This is a genomic window from Paenibacillus sp. JSM ZJ436, assembly GCF_044383795.1.
GTDB lineage: Bacteria > Bacillota > Bacilli > Paenibacillales > Paenibacillaceae > Paenibacillus_AQ > Paenibacillus_AQ algicola.
This window is the reverse complement of record NZ_JBISEO010000002.1, coordinates 67,181-83,435: the sequence shown is the minus strand read 5'-3', so window position 1 is coordinate 83,435 and position 16,255 is coordinate 67,181. Positions and strand designations below refer to the sequence as shown.

At 53.7% G+C, this 16,255-nt stretch carries 15 protein-coding genes; 12 read left to right on the top strand and 3 right to left on the bottom strand.

The genetic code is table 11. The features are described from left to right. The first annotated feature begins 155 nt into the window (after positions 1–155). Positions 156–1,652: an HD domain-containing phosphohydrolase gene (locus tag ACH6EH_RS02765; protein ID WP_397331026.1), complete on the top strand. Its 1,497-nt coding sequence runs from the start codon at positions 156–158 to the stop codon at positions 1,650–1,652. A 20-nt stretch (positions 1,653–1,672) separates the two neighbouring features. Here the strand turns inward: ACH6EH_RS02765 and tatC are convergent, their stop codons facing one another. Together tatC and ACH6EH_RS02755 are read right to left on the bottom strand one after the other, a co-directional pair. Continuing rightward, positions 1,673–2,428, bottom strand: coding sequence for a twin-arginine translocase subunit TatC (gene tatC, locus ACH6EH_RS02760; RefSeq protein WP_397331025.1), 756 nt, complete (start codon positions 2,426–2,428; stop codon positions 1,673–1,675). A 50-nt stretch (positions 2,429–2,478) separates the two neighbouring features. Then, positions 2,479–2,724, bottom strand: coding sequence for a MerR family transcriptional regulator (locus ACH6EH_RS02755; protein ID WP_138224318.1), 246 nt, complete (start codon positions 2,722–2,724; stop codon positions 2,479–2,481). Positions 2,725–2,994: 270 nt separating this feature from the next. Between ACH6EH_RS02755 and ACH6EH_RS02750 the strand changes: the two genes are divergently transcribed. From ACH6EH_RS02750 to ACH6EH_RS02700, 11 genes are all read left to right on the top strand, one after another. Further along, positions 2,995–4,602 carry a flavin monoamine oxidase family protein gene (locus ACH6EH_RS02750; RefSeq protein WP_397331024.1) on the top strand — a complete coding sequence of 536 codons (1,608 nt, stop codon included), beginning with the start codon at positions 2,995–2,997 and terminating at the stop codon, positions 4,600–4,602. Between the two features lie 76 nt (positions 4,603–4,678). Next, positions 4,679–5,248, top strand: coding sequence for a RidA family protein (locus ACH6EH_RS02745; RefSeq protein WP_233281109.1), 570 nt, complete (start codon positions 4,679–4,681; stop codon positions 5,246–5,248). 115 nt (positions 5,249–5,363) lie between these two features. Then, entirely contained in the window at positions 5,364–5,564 is a 201-nt protein-coding gene (locus ACH6EH_RS02740) for a twin-arginine translocase TatA/TatE family subunit (protein ID WP_138224320.1), read from the top strand. A 187-nt stretch (positions 5,565–5,751) separates the two neighbouring features. Further along, positions 5,752–7,197 carry a hypothetical protein gene (locus tag ACH6EH_RS02735; protein WP_397331023.1) on the top strand — a complete coding sequence of 482 codons (1,446 nt, stop codon included), beginning with the start codon at positions 5,752–5,754 and terminating at the stop codon, positions 7,195–7,197. Positions 7,198–7,209: 12 nt separating this feature from the next. Next, on the top strand, positions 7,210–9,198 hold the full coding sequence (locus ACH6EH_RS02730) for a hypothetical protein (protein WP_397331022.1): 1,989 nt from the start codon (positions 7,210–7,212) through the stop codon (positions 9,196–9,198). Positions 9,199–9,239: 41 nt separating this feature from the next. Continuing rightward, the gene (locus tag ACH6EH_RS02725; RefSeq protein ID WP_397331021.1) at positions 9,240–9,851 is read left to right on the top strand and encodes a class D sortase; all 612 of its coding nucleotides are present in this window, start codon (positions 9,240–9,242) and stop codon (positions 9,849–9,851) included. Positions 9,852–10,050: 199 nt separating this feature from the next. Beyond that, positions 10,051–10,338 (top strand): hypothetical protein, encoded by a 288-nt coding sequence (locus ACH6EH_RS02720; protein ID WP_233281110.1) that lies wholly within the window; start codon positions 10,051–10,053, stop codon positions 10,336–10,338. Between the two features lie 921 nt (positions 10,339–11,259). Then, positions 11,260–12,675: an ATP-binding protein gene (locus ACH6EH_RS02715; RefSeq protein ID WP_397331020.1), complete on the top strand. Its 1,416-nt coding sequence runs from the start codon at positions 11,260–11,262 to the stop codon at positions 12,673–12,675. A gap of 75 nt (positions 12,676–12,750) precedes the next feature. Then, a complete protein-coding gene (locus ACH6EH_RS02710) occupies positions 12,751–14,052 on the top strand; it encodes an MFS transporter (RefSeq protein WP_397331019.1) in 1,302 nt (433 codons plus the stop codon). 24 nt (positions 14,053–14,076) lie between these two features. Beyond that, a complete protein-coding gene (locus tag ACH6EH_RS02705) occupies positions 14,077–14,757 on the top strand; it encodes an oxidoreductase (RefSeq protein WP_397331018.1) in 681 nt (226 codons plus the stop codon). Between the two features lie 76 nt (positions 14,758–14,833). Then, positions 14,834–15,217 (top strand): RidA family protein, encoded by a 384-nt coding sequence (locus ACH6EH_RS02700; RefSeq protein WP_397331017.1) that lies wholly within the window; start codon positions 14,834–14,836, stop codon positions 15,215–15,217. An 84-nt stretch (positions 15,218–15,301) separates the two neighbouring features. On the opposite strand, the gene ACH6EH_RS02695 is transcribed toward ACH6EH_RS02700, so the two are convergent. Further along, positions 15,302–16,057: a tryptophan-rich sensory protein gene (locus tag ACH6EH_RS02695; RefSeq protein WP_397331016.1), complete on the bottom strand. Its 756-nt coding sequence runs from the start codon at positions 16,055–16,057 to the stop codon at positions 15,302–15,304. Between the last annotated feature and the right edge of the window lie 198 nt (positions 16,058–16,255).

Genomic DNA, 16,255 nt, shown 5'->3' with positions numbered 1-16,255 from the left:
ACTTCATATCCATATTGAAAATATTATCATACTTTTTCAGAAAATGCAAATCATAGGTGTCTGCGCGCTCCATCTAAAAATAAACCGCTTGATTTTTTCGCCGTTTCAGCCGATATTTCTAAATATAAACAATTACAGAGAAAGTAGGCACTGGCATGCAGCTGTATAAGTCCTTTCTGCGTCAGCTAATTCGAAATTATATGATTGGCTCCTTGATCGCCGTTCTGCTCGTCGGCGGTGCATTGATGACCACAACCCTTAATGTTTCCTATATAGAAAGCTTCCGGCTGCTGAGCATTTTAGGTGGATCCTTTGTCGTAATGCTCGCGGTGGAGCTTTTTGTTTTTTTCAAGCATATTGGAATCATTCGCAGTGCCCTGCTGGAGGAGGACGCCGCGCTGGATCAGCTGGAGGCAGCCTATCTTCGAACCCACCGGATGCCGTCGCTGGCAGTCTATCGTATTTACGGTCCTCATCTTCTGGGCATGTCCATTCCCGCGCTGATCGCTACCGTATGGATGATTCATGCCGGGCTGCTGAGCATCCCGCTGTCCTACATCTGGATTGCAGTGCTGGGTGCGGTCATGGTCGCCAGCTGTCATGCGATGATCGAGTTTTTTCTGACGGTTGCCGCGATCCGGCCCATTGTTCGCGAGCTGCGCCGGCTCGCGCTCATTCGATATGGCGTAGACTTTTCGCTGGAAGGACATGTGTTTACCTCCATCCGCACCAAATTCCTGCTCAGTGCGATGCTGATCGGGACTTGTCCGCTGTTCCTGTTCAGCCTGGCGGTTCGGGTGCATATGGGGCAGTTCTATGAGGAAATATCGCGAGGCTACTGGGGCTGGGCAGGCATCATTCTAATGCTCGGCGTAGGCTTCGCCTATATTGGTGCACTGCTCATGACGCAGGACGTCAACCGACCGCTGCGTCAGCTGTATAAAGCAATGGATACGGTGAAGGAGGGACGCTTCATTCAGACCTCCAATCTGTATTCGGATGAATTCTCCAGCCTGATCGCCGGCTTCAATATGATGGTTCGGGGACTGCAGCTGCGGGAGGAGCGGAACCGCAAGCTGCTGGAGAGCTATTTTGCCGCGCTGGCCGCAGCCCTGGATGCAAGAGACCCCTATACCGCAGGTCATTCGCTGAGAGTTGCTGAATATTCCGTCATTATTGGCCAATTGGCAGGTCTGAACGCCCATAGTATTGATATTCTTCACAAAACAGCACTGCTGCATGATATCGGCAAAATCGGGCTCCGGGACAGCATCCTGCTCAAAGAAGGCCGCCTGACCGAAGAGGAGTTCTTCCAGGTGAAGACCCATCCGGCACAAGGGGAAAATATTCTGAAGCAGATCGAGCCGCCGGATGCTATGGCACCTTTCCTGGAGGGAGTGCGGTCCCATCACGAGAGATATGACGGTCACGGATATCCTGATGGCCTGCAGGGCAAGGACATTCCGCTGTTCGGCCGGATTATTGCCGTCGCGGATGCTTATGATGCCATGACCTCCGACCGCCCTTACCGGCGGGGGATGAGCCAGGCCGAGGCACTGGACATCCTGGAGCAAGGGCGTGGAAGTCAATGGGATCCTGATTTCGCAGGGATGTTCGTTCAGCATATGCGGCGCAATCTGGAAACAGCATAAAGCATGTGGAGGGACCGGACTTAGGCAGTATGCCGAAGTCCGGTTTTGTCTGTGCGGGACTGCTCCCGCCGATGCATCCAGCCCGCCAGAAGGACGCTTCCCTCGTAGAGAGCAATCATCGGCACAGCGACCATCAGATGGGAGACCAGGTCCGGAGGCGAGATCAGTGCGGAAATGATCACAAGCAGCAGATAGGCATAGCGCCGCATTGAATGCAGCAGTGCCGGGTTGAGCAGGCCGATCCGGGTCAGGAAGAGGACCACGGCGGGAAGCTCGAATGCCAGAGCTAGAGGCACGATGATGTTGAACATAAAGCCGAAATAAGCAGCGACACCATACGTCTCGACAAGCTCCATCTCCGTATTCACCTTCGTCGTGAAGGCCAGGCTCATAGGGAACACGACAAAATACGCGAAGGCCAGGCCAAGAATGAAGCACAGAGCCGAGAAGGGAATGAACTTCAGGGCCGCCTTCTGCTCCACCGGCTGCAGTCCGTCCTTGACGAACAGCCAGAGCTGATACAGCGTGAAGGGAAGGGCTACAATGAGCGAGAGCACCAAGGCAATGCCCATATAGATGCGTAGTCCGTCCCAAGGCGAGAATACATTCCAGGTGACCTGAAAGGCGGGGGAATGCAGCTTCATAAAGGCCAGACACCCGGGAGCAGCAAGCAGCCCGGCGATCATAGCGCCCGCAAATACAACGGCCACTGCGATGATCCTTTTGCGAAGCTCGGCAAGGTGGCTGCCAAGACTCATGGCTTGTTGTACATCCATATTGATCGACTCCTTCCCTAAGGGGGCTTTGACAGGTGCTGTCTGGTGGCTCAAGCGGGGGCACAGCCCCGCCGGCGCGGTTTAGGTGGTTCCCGGAGCTCGACCGTATTAAATCCCTCCTGCATCTTCTGATGAATATAGATCAGCTTGTTGACGTCCTCAAACGAGTATCTGCGGTTGCCTCCCTTCGTTCTTTCCGGAAAAATAAGCTTTCTCTGCTCATAATACCGAATTTGTCTCTCGGTAAGGCCGGTAAGCTCGCGAACGACACCTATACTCATGACTTTGTTCTCCACAGCTGCCGCCTCCATTCTTGAACGTATAATAATCTAACATGTTATGTTATCTGATATAACCTAAACCTCCTTTCTCATTGAGGTTTACACGTATTGAAATGATTTCCATGAGGATATGAATCTGATTCTATGTAATTATTATCAAAAAATCAATTATCTTTCAGAAAATAAAATTAGTGTGTAAGGATTTCTTACATAATTTAACTCAAATCCGGAATTCTTTGCTAAGATCAGCGCATAACCTGATTTCACGGCAAAGGAGTGGGTGACATGGCAGTTCAGGATAAACCGGAGGAAATGACGCGGAGGCAATTTCTAACGGCTGTCGGCAAGGTGGGAGGCTCGGCAGCGGTATTTAGCTTGATGGGAACGATGGGGCTGCTGGCCCCACAAACGCTGAAAGCGGCTGAATATGTGCCCCCGGGCGTCAACGACTTAAAGCTTAGTGGCCGGAAAGGCCAGAAGGTTATCATTCTGGGGGCCGGTATTGCCGGACTTACCGCTGCCTATGAGCTGGGGCTGGCCGGCTATGACTGTACCATCCTGGAGGCGAAGGAGTTTGCAGGAGGCCGGTGCTGGACGGTTCGTAAAGGGACCTCGGTGGCGGAGCTCGGCACCGTACGGCAGACCGCGCGCTTTGATCAAGGGCTTTACTTCAACGCGGGTCCAATGAGGATTCCTCAATTTCATGTTACGATGGATTATTGCCGTAAATTCGGGATTGCCGTGGAGCCGTTTAACAATGTGAACGAAAGCGGGTTCTACTACAACGAGAATGTGGGGGCCTTATCCAACCGCCGGGTGCCGAAGAGAGCAGCCAAAGCCGACGTGCGCGGCTATACGGCGGAAATGCTTGCCAAAGCAGTCCATCAGAACCGGCTCGACCTGCCGCTTACCGCCGAGGAGAAAAGCAAGCTGGTTGACTATTTGCGGGCAGAGGGGGATCTGAGTCCGGATCTGTTCTACAAGGGCTCTTCACGCGGAGGCTACAAAGAGGAGCCGGGCGGGGCCTTGGACGGCGGGGTGCGCCGGGACCCTTTTGATCTGAAATCGATTATTGATTCCGGCTTCGGCAGGTATTTCAGCAATGAGTACAGCTATGACCAGCAGATGATGATGTTCCATCCTGTTGGCGGTATGGACAAAATCGTGGATGCCTTCGTTAAAAGAGTCGGGAATAATATCATCCGCTACCGCACGGAGGTTAAAAGAATCTCCCAATCAGAGGATGGCGTTAAGATCGTGTATAGCAGCCCTGGCAGCGGAGGGGAGAAGGAGATCACCGGCGATTACTGTATTTGTACGATTCCGCTGAGTGTGCTGAAGCATATACCGGCTGATTTTTCCCCGGAGATGTCGAAGGCGATTGCCAGCACGAATTACGCTTCTGCCGGAAAGATTGGACTCCAGTTTCAGCGGCGCTTCTGGGAAGAGGATGACCAGCTTTATGGAGGGAACTCGCTCACGAACATGGACATCACCCAAATCTATTATCCGCCGAACGATTATTTTTCCAAAAAAGGGGTGGTGCTGGGCTACTATGCCTTTGGCGGCAACGCCGATAAGCTGGGCCGGATGTCATTCTTGGAGAGAGAGCGCCACGCGCTTGCCCAAGGCGGTAAAATTCATCCCCAGTATGCCAAGGAGTTCGAGTCATCCTTCTCGATTGATTGGAAAAAAACAAAATTCCAGGAAGGCGGATGGGCCTCATACAGTGCCGATGACCGCAAATCCTTTTACCCGGTCTTATGCAAGCCGGATCGCCGCATCTATCTTGCCGGAGAGCATCTCAGCTATATGACAGGCTGGCAGTCCGGAGCGATCGAATCCGCCCAGATTGTCGTCAAGGAGCTGCATGAGCGGGTGATGAAGGCTTAAAGTGAGCCTCGGAAGCTTTCGGATTTACTGTGACTAATGTATAGAATCAGATCCTGGAATAGAGAGGAAGATTGTGATGAAAACGAAAATGAAGCTGGATCAAAAGCTGAAGTATGCAGCGGCCATGGCCCTGCTCTTCAGCCTCGCAGGAGCCACGGTGTATGCCGCCGATAAACCGGCCGAGACTCCGGTCATTCAGGCCATTAAGGTTTCGGCAGGTCCCGGATTTTATGGAAGTCCCTCCTCATCCATTTCCAGCGGTGTGATCGTGCCGCAAGGCTACTCCACGCTGTATACCAGCGGCACCGTGCCGCCGCTGCTGAACAAGGAAGGAAAGACGGTATATGAGCGCTACGGAGATACAAAGACTCAGGGAATCGGGGTATTGAAGGCCATTGAGAAGCAGCTGCAGGAGCAGGGGCTGGGCATGAAGGATGTGGTATATCTGCGGGTATACATTACGCCGGATGCTGCGAAGGACGATGCGTTTGATTACAAGGGCTGGTTTGATGCCTATGCCGAGTTCTTTAACACCGAGTCCAATCCGGTGAAGCCTGCCCGCTCAACGGTGGGTGTAGCCAGTCTGGTCAGTCCGGATTGGCTGATCGAGATCGAAGCCGTCGCTGTGTATCCCAAAGTCAGGTGACTGGAGTCGATCGTCACAGGTAAGGCTTGTGTTACGGCTTCCGATCGCAAGCGGGGTCATTGCGAAGCACAGCACGGATGACGATTCATGACTATATATGAAGGGAAGTGAGATTATGTTTCAAAATGTTGGCTTTGCCGGCGTGATGATGGTGCTGATTGTGGTGCTAATTCTGTTCGGTCCGTCGAAGCTGCCGGAGCTGGGAAGAGCCGTGGGCCGGACCTTGTTTGAATTCAAATCCTCGGCCCGGGAGCTGGTCGGCGATGACCGTAAGGAAGAAGAGGAAAAGAGCGGGCTGCTGAAATCCAAGGACTGAATGTTGGCGGGCTTTGCGCCGTGCAGGATATCATATCATCCAACCGACCCGGCCTTTGGCCGGGTCTTTGTCCTGCGTTTTCCTTGTTGTTATATGCTGTCGAAAAAAGGTTGGGTTTTGTTCCATTTTTTGTGTCTTGATTAGTTAATATGGGTATTAAGGAGGAGAAAGGAGGTGAAAACGTGAAATGAACAACCGCGTATGGCCTTTCGTTCTTGGCAGCTTTATCCTGCTGTTCACGCTTCAAGCCGGAAGTGACGCCTATGCAGAAGAGTTAAAGCCTGCTGCTGAAGGTAAGGGCCAGGCTGGTCATATGCTGTCGTTGCAGCGGGGGCTGAGCGGTCTCAAGGATTCGGTGTCCGGCGTCAGTGATTCGGTAAAGAAGACGTTATCCGATGCCCGTAATACGGTAGAGGATACAGGAGATGCCCTGGAGCAGACGCTGAAGGAAACGGCTTCAGGCGTAGAGTGGACAGTGGAAGAGGCGGTGCAGGGCGTGGGAGAGACACTGGAGCCCGTAGCGGAACTGGCTGAAAGCACATTGAGAAATGGTGCAGGCACGTCTTCAGAAGCTGTTCGGCATACCAGAGAGACGGTGCAGAAGGTACTGGAATCGGCTCATGAGCCGGAGGTGATCGTAACAGAAACCGTGAAGGCAGCAGGTAAGACGGTCCGCGAGACAGGCAAGATGCTGTCAGGCACGGTGCGAAACGGCGTAGCTGCGGTGAAGGAAACCGGTAAGGGTGCGGTAAACACCGTGGAAGAGACGGCAGAGAATGTGCTCCGTGAAACGGATAAGTTGTTGAGTCAGGTGAAGGAGACGTCAGTGACGCTGATACCGGTGAAGCCGGCACAGCCATCGAAGCCGCCAGCTCCAGTGAAGCCGCCGGAGGCGCCGGAAGAGCCCGAGCAGGAGCTTCCACAAATTCCGGAAGATGCATCACAGCCGGAGCGGCCGATTTTTACACAGTCTGATCCGGCACCTAGTGATGTCCGCGCAGATCGTGAGCATTCGGAGGATAAAGTAAGGCTTGGGCTAAATCCCCCGAAGCCTGTCGCAGTGACCGGTAAAGAGCGGGAAGCATCCTCACGAGTGACAGAGAAGGAAGAAGACCGACCGCGGGAGAGCACACCTGACACATCGGAGAAGGATGAGCTGCAGGAGACTGAAGAGAACAGCGTTGATGCTGCAGCAGCTTTCCAAAACGGAGCTGCAGACGCGTTCGCTCCGAAGCAGCGACAGCAAGATTCGCAGGAGGTACCTCAGGTCTTGGGAATGACAGAAGCGGCGCAGGACAATGCGGGACCCCGTGTTGATTCGGGAGTATTCTTGGAGCAGACAAGAGGGAATGCTGAAGCTATCTTTGATAACGCTTTCTTTTACAAAATTTACAGCACGCCGCTGTTGTATGCCCAGAACGCCCAGTCCACCGGTACAGCCGGGATCGGATCAATAGGGATCTGGCTCTTATCTTTTCTGACAGATGGAAGCCCGGTTTCGAGTCCGGAATCATCCCCGTCTGCATGGCCCGGCTCGCTGTATGCGCTGAATAGTCAGTGGATAGCTGAGCCTGCAGGACTTCCGCCACAGCGCTCTCCTTATTTTGCAGAGGATTACACAAACTCAAAATAAGGAGAGATGAATATGAAATGGACAAATAAATGGGTTATGGCTGCGGCAGTGAGTGTTCCGGTGTTGTTTGCTGCCACGGTTGGCGGTGCTTCTGTGGAGGCTGCAGCGGAAAGGAATGCAAACGAGTCAAGCTCGCGCGCGCTGCTCGAAATCCGGCTGGATAAGCTCCCGCTCGTAGAGAAGGTGCATGTGGGAGTGCTGGAGCATGAGCATGGGGAGAAGGACAGCCATCATGAAGGAGGCCAGAGCGAAGAGGGTACTGATCACGAAAGCACCGAGGAGGAAAATGCCGATCCAGGAAGCAATAATGAGCAGTATGGAGATCAAGGAAACATGGATGAGCAAGATGCTGATCCCGAGGTGAGCGAAAGTCAGAAGCGGGAGAAGCGTGCATTGGTGGACCTGGATCTCAAGGAAAGCGTGCTGGGCGACCGTCTGCATGTGGGTGTGCTGGAGCATGAGCATGAGGTGAAGGGCAGTCACCGTGAAGGAGTTCAGGGAGAAGAGGCTAATCCCGAGGTGAGCGAAAGTCAGAAGCGGGAGAAGCGTGCCCTGGTGGATCTGGATCTCAAGGAAAGCGTGCTGGGCGAACGTCTGCATGTGGGTGTGCTGGAGCATGAGCATGAGGTGAAGGGCAGCCAGCGTGAAGGAGTTCAGGGCGACGATGCTAATCCCGAGGTGAGCGAAAGTCAGAAGCGGGAGAAGCGTGCCCTGGTAGACCTGGATCTCAAGGAAAGCGTGCTGGGCGACCGCCTGCATGTGGGTGTGCTGGAGCATGAGCATGAGGTGAAGGGCAGTCAGCGTGAAGGAGTTCAGGGCGACGATGCTGATCCCGAGGTGAGCGAAAGTCAGAAGCGGGAGAAGCGTGCCCTGGTAGACCTGGATATCAAGGATAGCGTGCTGGGCGACCGTCTGCATGTGGGTGTGCTGGAGCATGAGCATGAGGTGAAGGGCAGTCACCGTGAAGGAGTTCAGGGTGACGCAAAAACAAGTGAGCGAGCGCTGCTCGATCTTGATCTGCTTGATGGAATTATAGGTGACACAGAGCTGTCTGTTTTGGAAACAGTCGCAAGCCGTAACGATGACGGTACACGTTATACGGAACGCTCAGGAGTTAGAGTAAATCTGTCGCCAGTCTTCCTGCCCTTGGATTTGAACCTTGGCGTTCTCACAAGCTCCAGCCAGACCATCCCAGGACAAGATGACAACGCTGGCGGCGACAACGCTGGTGGAGACAACACCGGCGGAGACAACACCGGAGGTGACAACGCCGGAGGAGACAACACTGGCGGAGACAACACTGGTGGCGACAACACTGGCGGCGACAACACCGGAGGAGACAACACCGGAGGAGACAACGCTGGAGGCGACAACACTGGCGGCGACAACGCTGGTGGAGACAATACCGGAGGTGATAACGCTGGCGGCGACAACGCTGGCGGAGACAACGCTGGCGGAGACAACACTGGTGGAGACAACGCTGGTGGAGACAACACCGGCGGCGACAACACCGGAAGTGACAACACCGGAGGAGACAACACTGGAGGAGACAATACCGGAGGTGACAACGCTGGCGGAGAGGGCTCAGATGGCTTTGCGGCTGGTAATACAGACGCATCCGAAGATAGTTCCACAGGAGAAAGCAATAGCAGTAATGCCGATCCTGGCGCTGTTGAAGGCGGTAGTGGAGAGCAAGCCGGAGCGACAGACGGCTTAAACAGCTCTCGTCCGAGGACTGGTGAGGTGTCGCTTACAGAAGGCAACGGAAGCGCAGCCGGCAGCTTAGGATACAGCTATAGTGGTGAGCGGGCAGAGGCATCTCTGTCTGGTAACGCTGCATTCACACCACTGCTGGCAGGTACTGACGCTTCCATTCAAGAAGGGAGCTTCCCGAGAACAGGAGGACTTCTCGACAGCAGCTGGCTGGTAGTAGTAGCCTTGGCGCTGCTGCTCCTGGGAGCGGGCCTGACCGCATATCCGACCCTCCGGGGGAAGCTGTAATGCGCTCCCGGCGGCGATTTATAACAGCAGGTATTTTTACAATGCTGGCAGGCCTTGTCACATTGGTGCAGGTGCTGCACACCACTTTGGAAACCGACCGGATTCAAAAGGATTTGAAGGCAGCGGTATACCATGAACAGGTGTATGAAAATCCGCAAGCCAGCCAGTCTCATCCACGTGCAGTATCGGAAAAACCCGGTATCGCACGCACACAGAGTGCATCGGTCGCGGCGCCGAAGGAGATCCAAGGTGTAGCAACAGCAGCGGAGGGTGTTTTGAAATATCCATCGATCGGGGTGGATGCTGCTGTGGTATCCGGCGTGTCGGAGGAGGAGCTGAATCATGCGCTTGGCATCATGGGAGAGGATGTGCCGGGGACAGATGGAAGTCATGCTGTAATTGCTGGACATCGTTCCGGTATTACGGGAAAGTTTTTCAACACACTCCATCAGGCCCGGGAAGGGGATGTATTCAGCTATCATACGAGCGAGGGGGTGCTGCGCTATAAAGTGGTAAGTCTTCAGGTGGTTACACCGGATAAAATCGATGCTGTGCGCCCGGTGCCCGGGGAGAGCCGGATGACGCTGGTCACCTGCTACCCCAATTATTCCAACGCCTACAGGCTGCTGGTGACAGGTATTCAAGTGGATTAAGCTCTTTTGGCAGTCGCCATCAGTGAATAGCGGTAATCCATGAAGCACCGATTCATCCTGACTTCAAGCGGGTAACGACACTTATAAGCAATCGTGATGACGGGACGGAACAAAACAAGTAGGACCAGTAAAGATACCGGGAGGCAGTGGCGACGACCGCAGAAACCGAGGCGGCACAAATCCAAGGCAGGGAGAGGCGATGATTATGTATAACAGCAAGGTAGTGACCGGCAGAATCATTGAAATCCGTGACGATCATGTGGTGACGCTTCAAGGGGATACGGTGAGCACGTATCATTTGAAGTATTACACGATGACGAACGAAGAGCTCCTCTCTTTGCCTGAAGCGGAAGCTGCGATGGTGCAAGCCGCCGCTGCACGCTCCGAGGAGGAAGAAGTGACCGGAGTGAGGGGCTGGCTTAGCCGGGAGCGGAATCCTCTGACCTCCTGGTTGACAATATGGAAAAAAAGCGCAAATCGAGCCTGACCGCCGCATTCGTCCTAAAAGGTGCTGCGTGAAGCTCGGAGGGGCTGTTCCTCAGTCATTGAAGATGATTGAGGAACTCCCCTTTTTTAGTTTGTCCAAGGTAAAATAGCGGTGCTTGAGCGTTGTTCTTGCACGGCTATTTTTTTGTTTTTGATAATTTTTCGATTAAGGTAGGCTGTCTCTTGGTTTCTGAGGTTACTTATGGGACATCCCCTTGCGACCGTTTCATGCGCGGGCGATTGAGGCGTGCCCGAGGGCGGTAGATGCTAAATTAATTCGGAATTTCGCTTTCGCTCGATATAGATCCGTGCTAGCGGCGCAACGAGTTCGGTTTTTCGTATTCGTTTACTCCAGATCCGTGCTGGTGGCGTTATGAGTTCGTTTTTTCGCGTTTGTTTACTCCAGATCCGTGCTGGCGCTGCAACGAGTTCGTTTTTTCGCGTTCGTTTGCTCTATATCTGTGCTGGCGCTGCAACGAGTTCGTTTTTTCGCGTTCGTTTGCTCTATATCCGTGCTAGCGGCGCAACGAGTTCGGTTTTTCGCATTCGTTTGCTCCAGATCCGTGCTGGCGGCGCGACGAGTTCGGTTTTTCGCGTTCGTTTGCTCCAGACCCGTGCAGGTGGCGCAACGAGTGCGGTTATTCGCATTCGTTTGCTCCGTATCCGTGCTGGCGGCGCAACGAGTTCGGTTTTTCGCATTCGTTTGCTCCAGACCCGTTCTGGCGCTACAACGAGCGCGGTTTTTCACGTTCATGGACCGCGATTGGAGCGAACTGGCGCGACGAACGCGGAATTTCGCGTTCATGGGGCGCGCTTGGTGCGAAATCGTGCAACGAGGCATGAAGCATTTATGATACAATCTATCATGTTATTCAAGTATGATCTTACAGCGTAAAACGACAGATCACGCGCGGGAGGGTTCATGAACTCGTTTTTAACGACATTTCTGGTAAATACGGCGGTGCTGCTTACGGCAGCGTATCTGGCTAATCTGTTTTATAAATATGTGCTCAGCCGTACCTCAACCTTTACGATGTATTTCGTTTCCATCCTGCTGCTTATTTTGGGAGGCTGGGCCTGCTCCTTCTTCGGGTATCGCGTCAGCGAGGACATCATCTTTGATCTGCGCTTTGTGCCTTTGATTATCGCGGTGTTCGGTTACCCCCGGGCTTTTCCGCTGGTCATCATCGGGACGGGGATCGGGCTGCTGCGGTTTACCTTTGGTTTGAATGAAGCCGCCGTGGCGGGTTTCGTTAATTTGACGCTGCTGGGTATATTAAGCGCTTGTCTGAATGTCTGGTTCCGGCGAAGCCACCGTTCGCTCTACGTGAAAGGCTTTGTGGTGGTGGCTGCCGTCAATGTGATGAATACGATCAATATAGCCGTGTTTGGCGTGCTTCCGGTAGAGGAATTTCTGCGCCTGGTCGCCGTCAGAACGTTCCCGCTGGGGCTGGTGCTGAGCGCGGGCTGTGCGCTGCTATTTCATGAGTTTTATCAGGAGCTGAGCCGAATGAGACAGCTTCGAATCGTCAATGCCGAGCTATCCCGTCAAAAAGACGCGCTGGAGCGCGCACAGCTCATCCTGGAGGAGCGCGCCAAGGAGTTGGCGCTGGCGTCCCAATACAAAAGCGAGTTTGTTGCGAATATGTCGCATGAGCTGCGCACTCCGCTGAACAGCATCATCAACCTGGCCCAGCTGATTCACGAAGGCGATGAAGGCAAGCTGCCGGAGGGAACGATGGAATATGCAAGGCTGATTCACGTATCAGGCTACGATCTGTTAAATCTCGTGAACGACGTGCTGGATTTATCCAAAGTAGAGGCAGGACATCTGGATATTACGATGGAGGATATCAACATCCGGGAAATGATATACATGCTTCATATGTCCTTTGAGGTAACGGCTGCGAAGCAGGGCCTTGTCTTTGAGCTGGAGCTGGGGGAGGACGTTCCGGAACGCTTTATCTCTGATCCGCAGAGGGTGAATCAGATTGTACGCAACCTGCTCTCCAATGCTTTTAAATTTACGTCGGAGGGCAGTGTAAGGCTGACGGTGAGATCTGAACGAGATGGGGAGTCTGACATCGAGTGGCTGGTCGTTTCTGTTACGGATACCGGTATTGGAATTCCAAAAAATCAGCAGGCCTTGATCTTTGAAGCGTTTGAGCAGGGCGACACCTCCATTACGCGGAAATATGGGGGCACCGGGCTCGGGCTGTCGATCAGCCGGGATCTGGCACGGCTGCTGGACGGCTTTATCGAGGTAGTCAGCAGCCCGGCAGAGGGGAGTACCTTTTCGCTGTATCTGCCGCTTCGCAATCCTGAAAAAAAGCTATGAAAATTTTTCATTCCTTCTTATTGACAGCGGCGGATCCGGGTGTAGAATGGGGTCAAAGAGAATTGGGTCAGCCATTTGAAGACATCGAAGGAGTGTATCCCCATCAAGGCCGTAAGAGTTGCATACAGACCTCAGCGTCTTACCTCGCGTCACCGCAAGCACCTGCTCATTGCCAACTGGGAGGGTGTGCCTGCCGTAACGTACCAGACGCTGCTGGGAGGTCCGTTCCTGACGGGCTATCTGCTTTACCTGGGAGCGGAGTCCGGCATGATCGGCTTCGTCCTCGCCGTGACGACTTTTTTCAACATTATTCAGATTCTGACGGCTTATCTCGTTCAGCGCCTGCAGTACCGCAAGAAGGCGATGATCATCTCGACGGCTCTGAACCGTATTTTGTGGGGAACGACGGGACTAATCCCGTTTGTGTTTGACCGAGAGTGGTGGATCCCGGTGTTTCTCGTGCTCTATTCTGCTGCGTTTATCGCCGGGACGGTCTCGGGCATGCTATGGACCTCGGTGATCAGTGACATGGTGCCTGCCAAGGTTCGAGGTCGGTATTTCGGCATTCGCAACACGATGCTGAACGCCCTGGGTGCAGTGGTGCTGTTCGCAGGCGGCCTGATTCTGGACTGGTATCCGGGCGGCAAGGGCTTTCTGATTCTATTCGCGGTTGCCTGGGTGGCAATGGCGGCGAATCTTCCGCTGTTCTTTCTGTATCCGGATCCGCCGTTTGAGCGCTCGAAGGAAACCCGGTTCTGGCCGATGGTGCGCAAGCCGCTGTCAGATCAGCCCTTTATAAAATCGACACTGTTTCTCGGCGGCTGGCTGTTTCTGCAGACGCTGGTGGTGCCGCTATATTCCTATGCCATGCTGGATGTGCTGGAGATCAGCTACTCCGTCGTGTCCATGATGACGGTATCCCAGACCGCGGTGATGATGATTGGCTTCTACGTCTGGGGCAATTTGAATGCTCGATTCTCCAACCGGACGCTGCTCTTCTGGACGCTGCCGCTGATCGCGGCCTCCTCAATGGCATGGGGTCTGCTCTCCGTGCTGCCGGTCATTCCGGTGCTGCTGGTGTCGCATATGCTGCTGGGCGCAGGCGTCGGCGGCTTCAACCAGCTGGCCTTTAATTTTATGATTGGGGATACGCCAAAAGGGGATCGCCCCATGTTCATTGCAATGTATTCCGCCATTACCGGCGTGGCTGCATTTCTGGGGCCGCTGATTGGCGGCCAGGTGTTCAAGCTGCTGCTGGATGCGCCTGAATGGATGCAGCATTACGGATTTCAGCTGCTGGTTGGGGTGCTCATGCTGCTGACGGCATGGCTGCTGGGACGAAGAGTGCTGCTCGGCGAAAAGCAGGCGGCCTTATAAGGAAAGCGACAGGAGGAGTTACGGATGGGAATAACGTCTCTCGTAATGGGAGCGACAGGCCTTGTAGGACAAGAGGTCACGCAGCAGCTCTTAGCAAGTGACAACGTCGAAGAGGTTCGTATTCTGGTCCGCCGCGAGCCGGATTACAAGCATCCCAAGCTGAACGTGATCCTTATAGACTGGGATGAGCTGCCGAGGTACAAGAAGGCTTTTGAAGGCGTGGATCAGGTATTCAGCTGTCTTGGAACCACGATCAAGAAAGCGGGCTCTCAAGAGGCGTTCCGTAAGGTGGACGAGGAGTATGTCCTCTCTGGCGCCGCTTTGGCGCTGGAGAGTGGAGTGCCGCAATTTCTGGCCGTAAGCAGTATGGGGGCAAGCCGCTCCTCCAAAGCGTTTTATAGCCGGGTCAAGGGTGAAGTCGAGGAGGCGTTGTCACACCTCCCATTTCAAGGCGTACATCTGTTTCGTCCCTCGCTGCTGCTGGGGGATCGGAGTGAGCGCCGTTTGGGTGAGGATGTGGCTTCTGTAGTCATGCGCCGTCTGGATTTCCTGTTTCGCGGGAAGCTGGCCCCGTACCGGGCCGTTCCTGCTTCGAAGGTCGCCCGGGCCATGGTGAACATTTCCTTCAGTCAGACGCGCGGGACCCATGTGTATCCGAATGATGTGATTCATGTCCTCGGGGATGATACAATGCAAGAGCAGTAAGGCAAGTCTAAACGAAAATATCGTGCAAGCATGCAGGGAGACTTAGCGAAAGCCATTCAAGAGAGGGGAATATCCAATGGGCAAAAACATAATCAGCACCAGCAAAGCGCCAGGGGCCATCGGTCCATACAGCCAGGCCGTAGAGGTCGGAGGCGTAATCTACACTTCAGGTCAGCTGGGCCTCGATCCTAGTAGCGGCCAGTTTGCTGAAGGCATCACCGAACAGACCAGAACGGCGCTTCAGAATGTAAAAGCGATTCTGGAGGAAGCCGGAGCCGGCCTGGAGCACGTGTTCAAAACGACGGTGTTTCTGAAGGATATGAACGACTTCGCGGCGATGAATGAAGTGTACGGCAGCTTCTTTCAAGAGCCGTATCCGGCGCGCAGCGCCGTGGAGGTAGCTCGTCTGCCGAAGGATGGCTTAGTCGAGATCGAGGTTATTGCGAAGGTGAAGGAATAAACAGCAGCCGGCTTATGCACATAAAAGCTGCCTGTCATGCTCCGGATGGAGGTGACAGGCAGCTTTTTGCATGCATGACAGGATTTATGAAGAACGATGTCTTCTGAATATAAACAGGTACACAGCGTACAAGAAAATGGCAGCTGCCAGCCCAAAAGCCGTGACCATCAGAACATCTTCCTCGCGATGCTCTACTGCAATAGCAATCAAGGCCCAAACGAATACAAGCGGCAGCACCCAGTCCCTCGTAGGGAAACTGATTGCAATGACGAGAAGCGCGCCGATGCAGAGAAGGGCAATGCTCCAGCCAAGCTGGGACAAGCCGAATGGAGACCATTCGTTCTTGTAAATCAGAGTGCCGATATTAACGAGAGAAGCGGCGCAGATCCAGCCCAGGTAAAGGCTGAACGGCAGCTTGATCAGCAGGGCTTCCCCGATGGTGGGCCGCAGAATACGGGTTTTGCGGTGAATGATAAAGAGGGATGCCAGCAGCAGCAGCATGACCAGTACCGACCACTCGATATACAAATGGTGCCACAAAAACAACCAGGCAATATTCAAAGCACTGCTTATTATAAACCAGGGGCCAATATCAAGCACCGAGTCCCTGGAGCCCGTGCTGCTGCGCAGTTGATAGATGATAAACCCCGCCAGCAGCACATAAATGACCGACCAGATCGTAAACGCGTAGCTTGCCGGGGTCATGTAAATGTAGAATTGATCGGAAATTTCCCGGGTGTTGCGTCCGCCCAGCGGCAGAGCGTTGGACAGATAGTTGACCGCGATCGTGGCGATAAAAGCAATCAGGTTCCACCAGCGGTAAGGATTTTTTGTTTGCATTCGGTCTCCTCCTTTTACCCAAAGCATGAAATGCATCTTGCGGAGCTGGATCTCTAAACAAGCATATGCACGTTATATTGAACTTACCCATTTCTCATTAAATTAACCTTGAGGTTAATAAATACCGAAGTTTATAACTTGTTTTGAAATTGACGGGTAATCGTATAGAATAGGAATAATATCTGTTAAGCAGGAAAA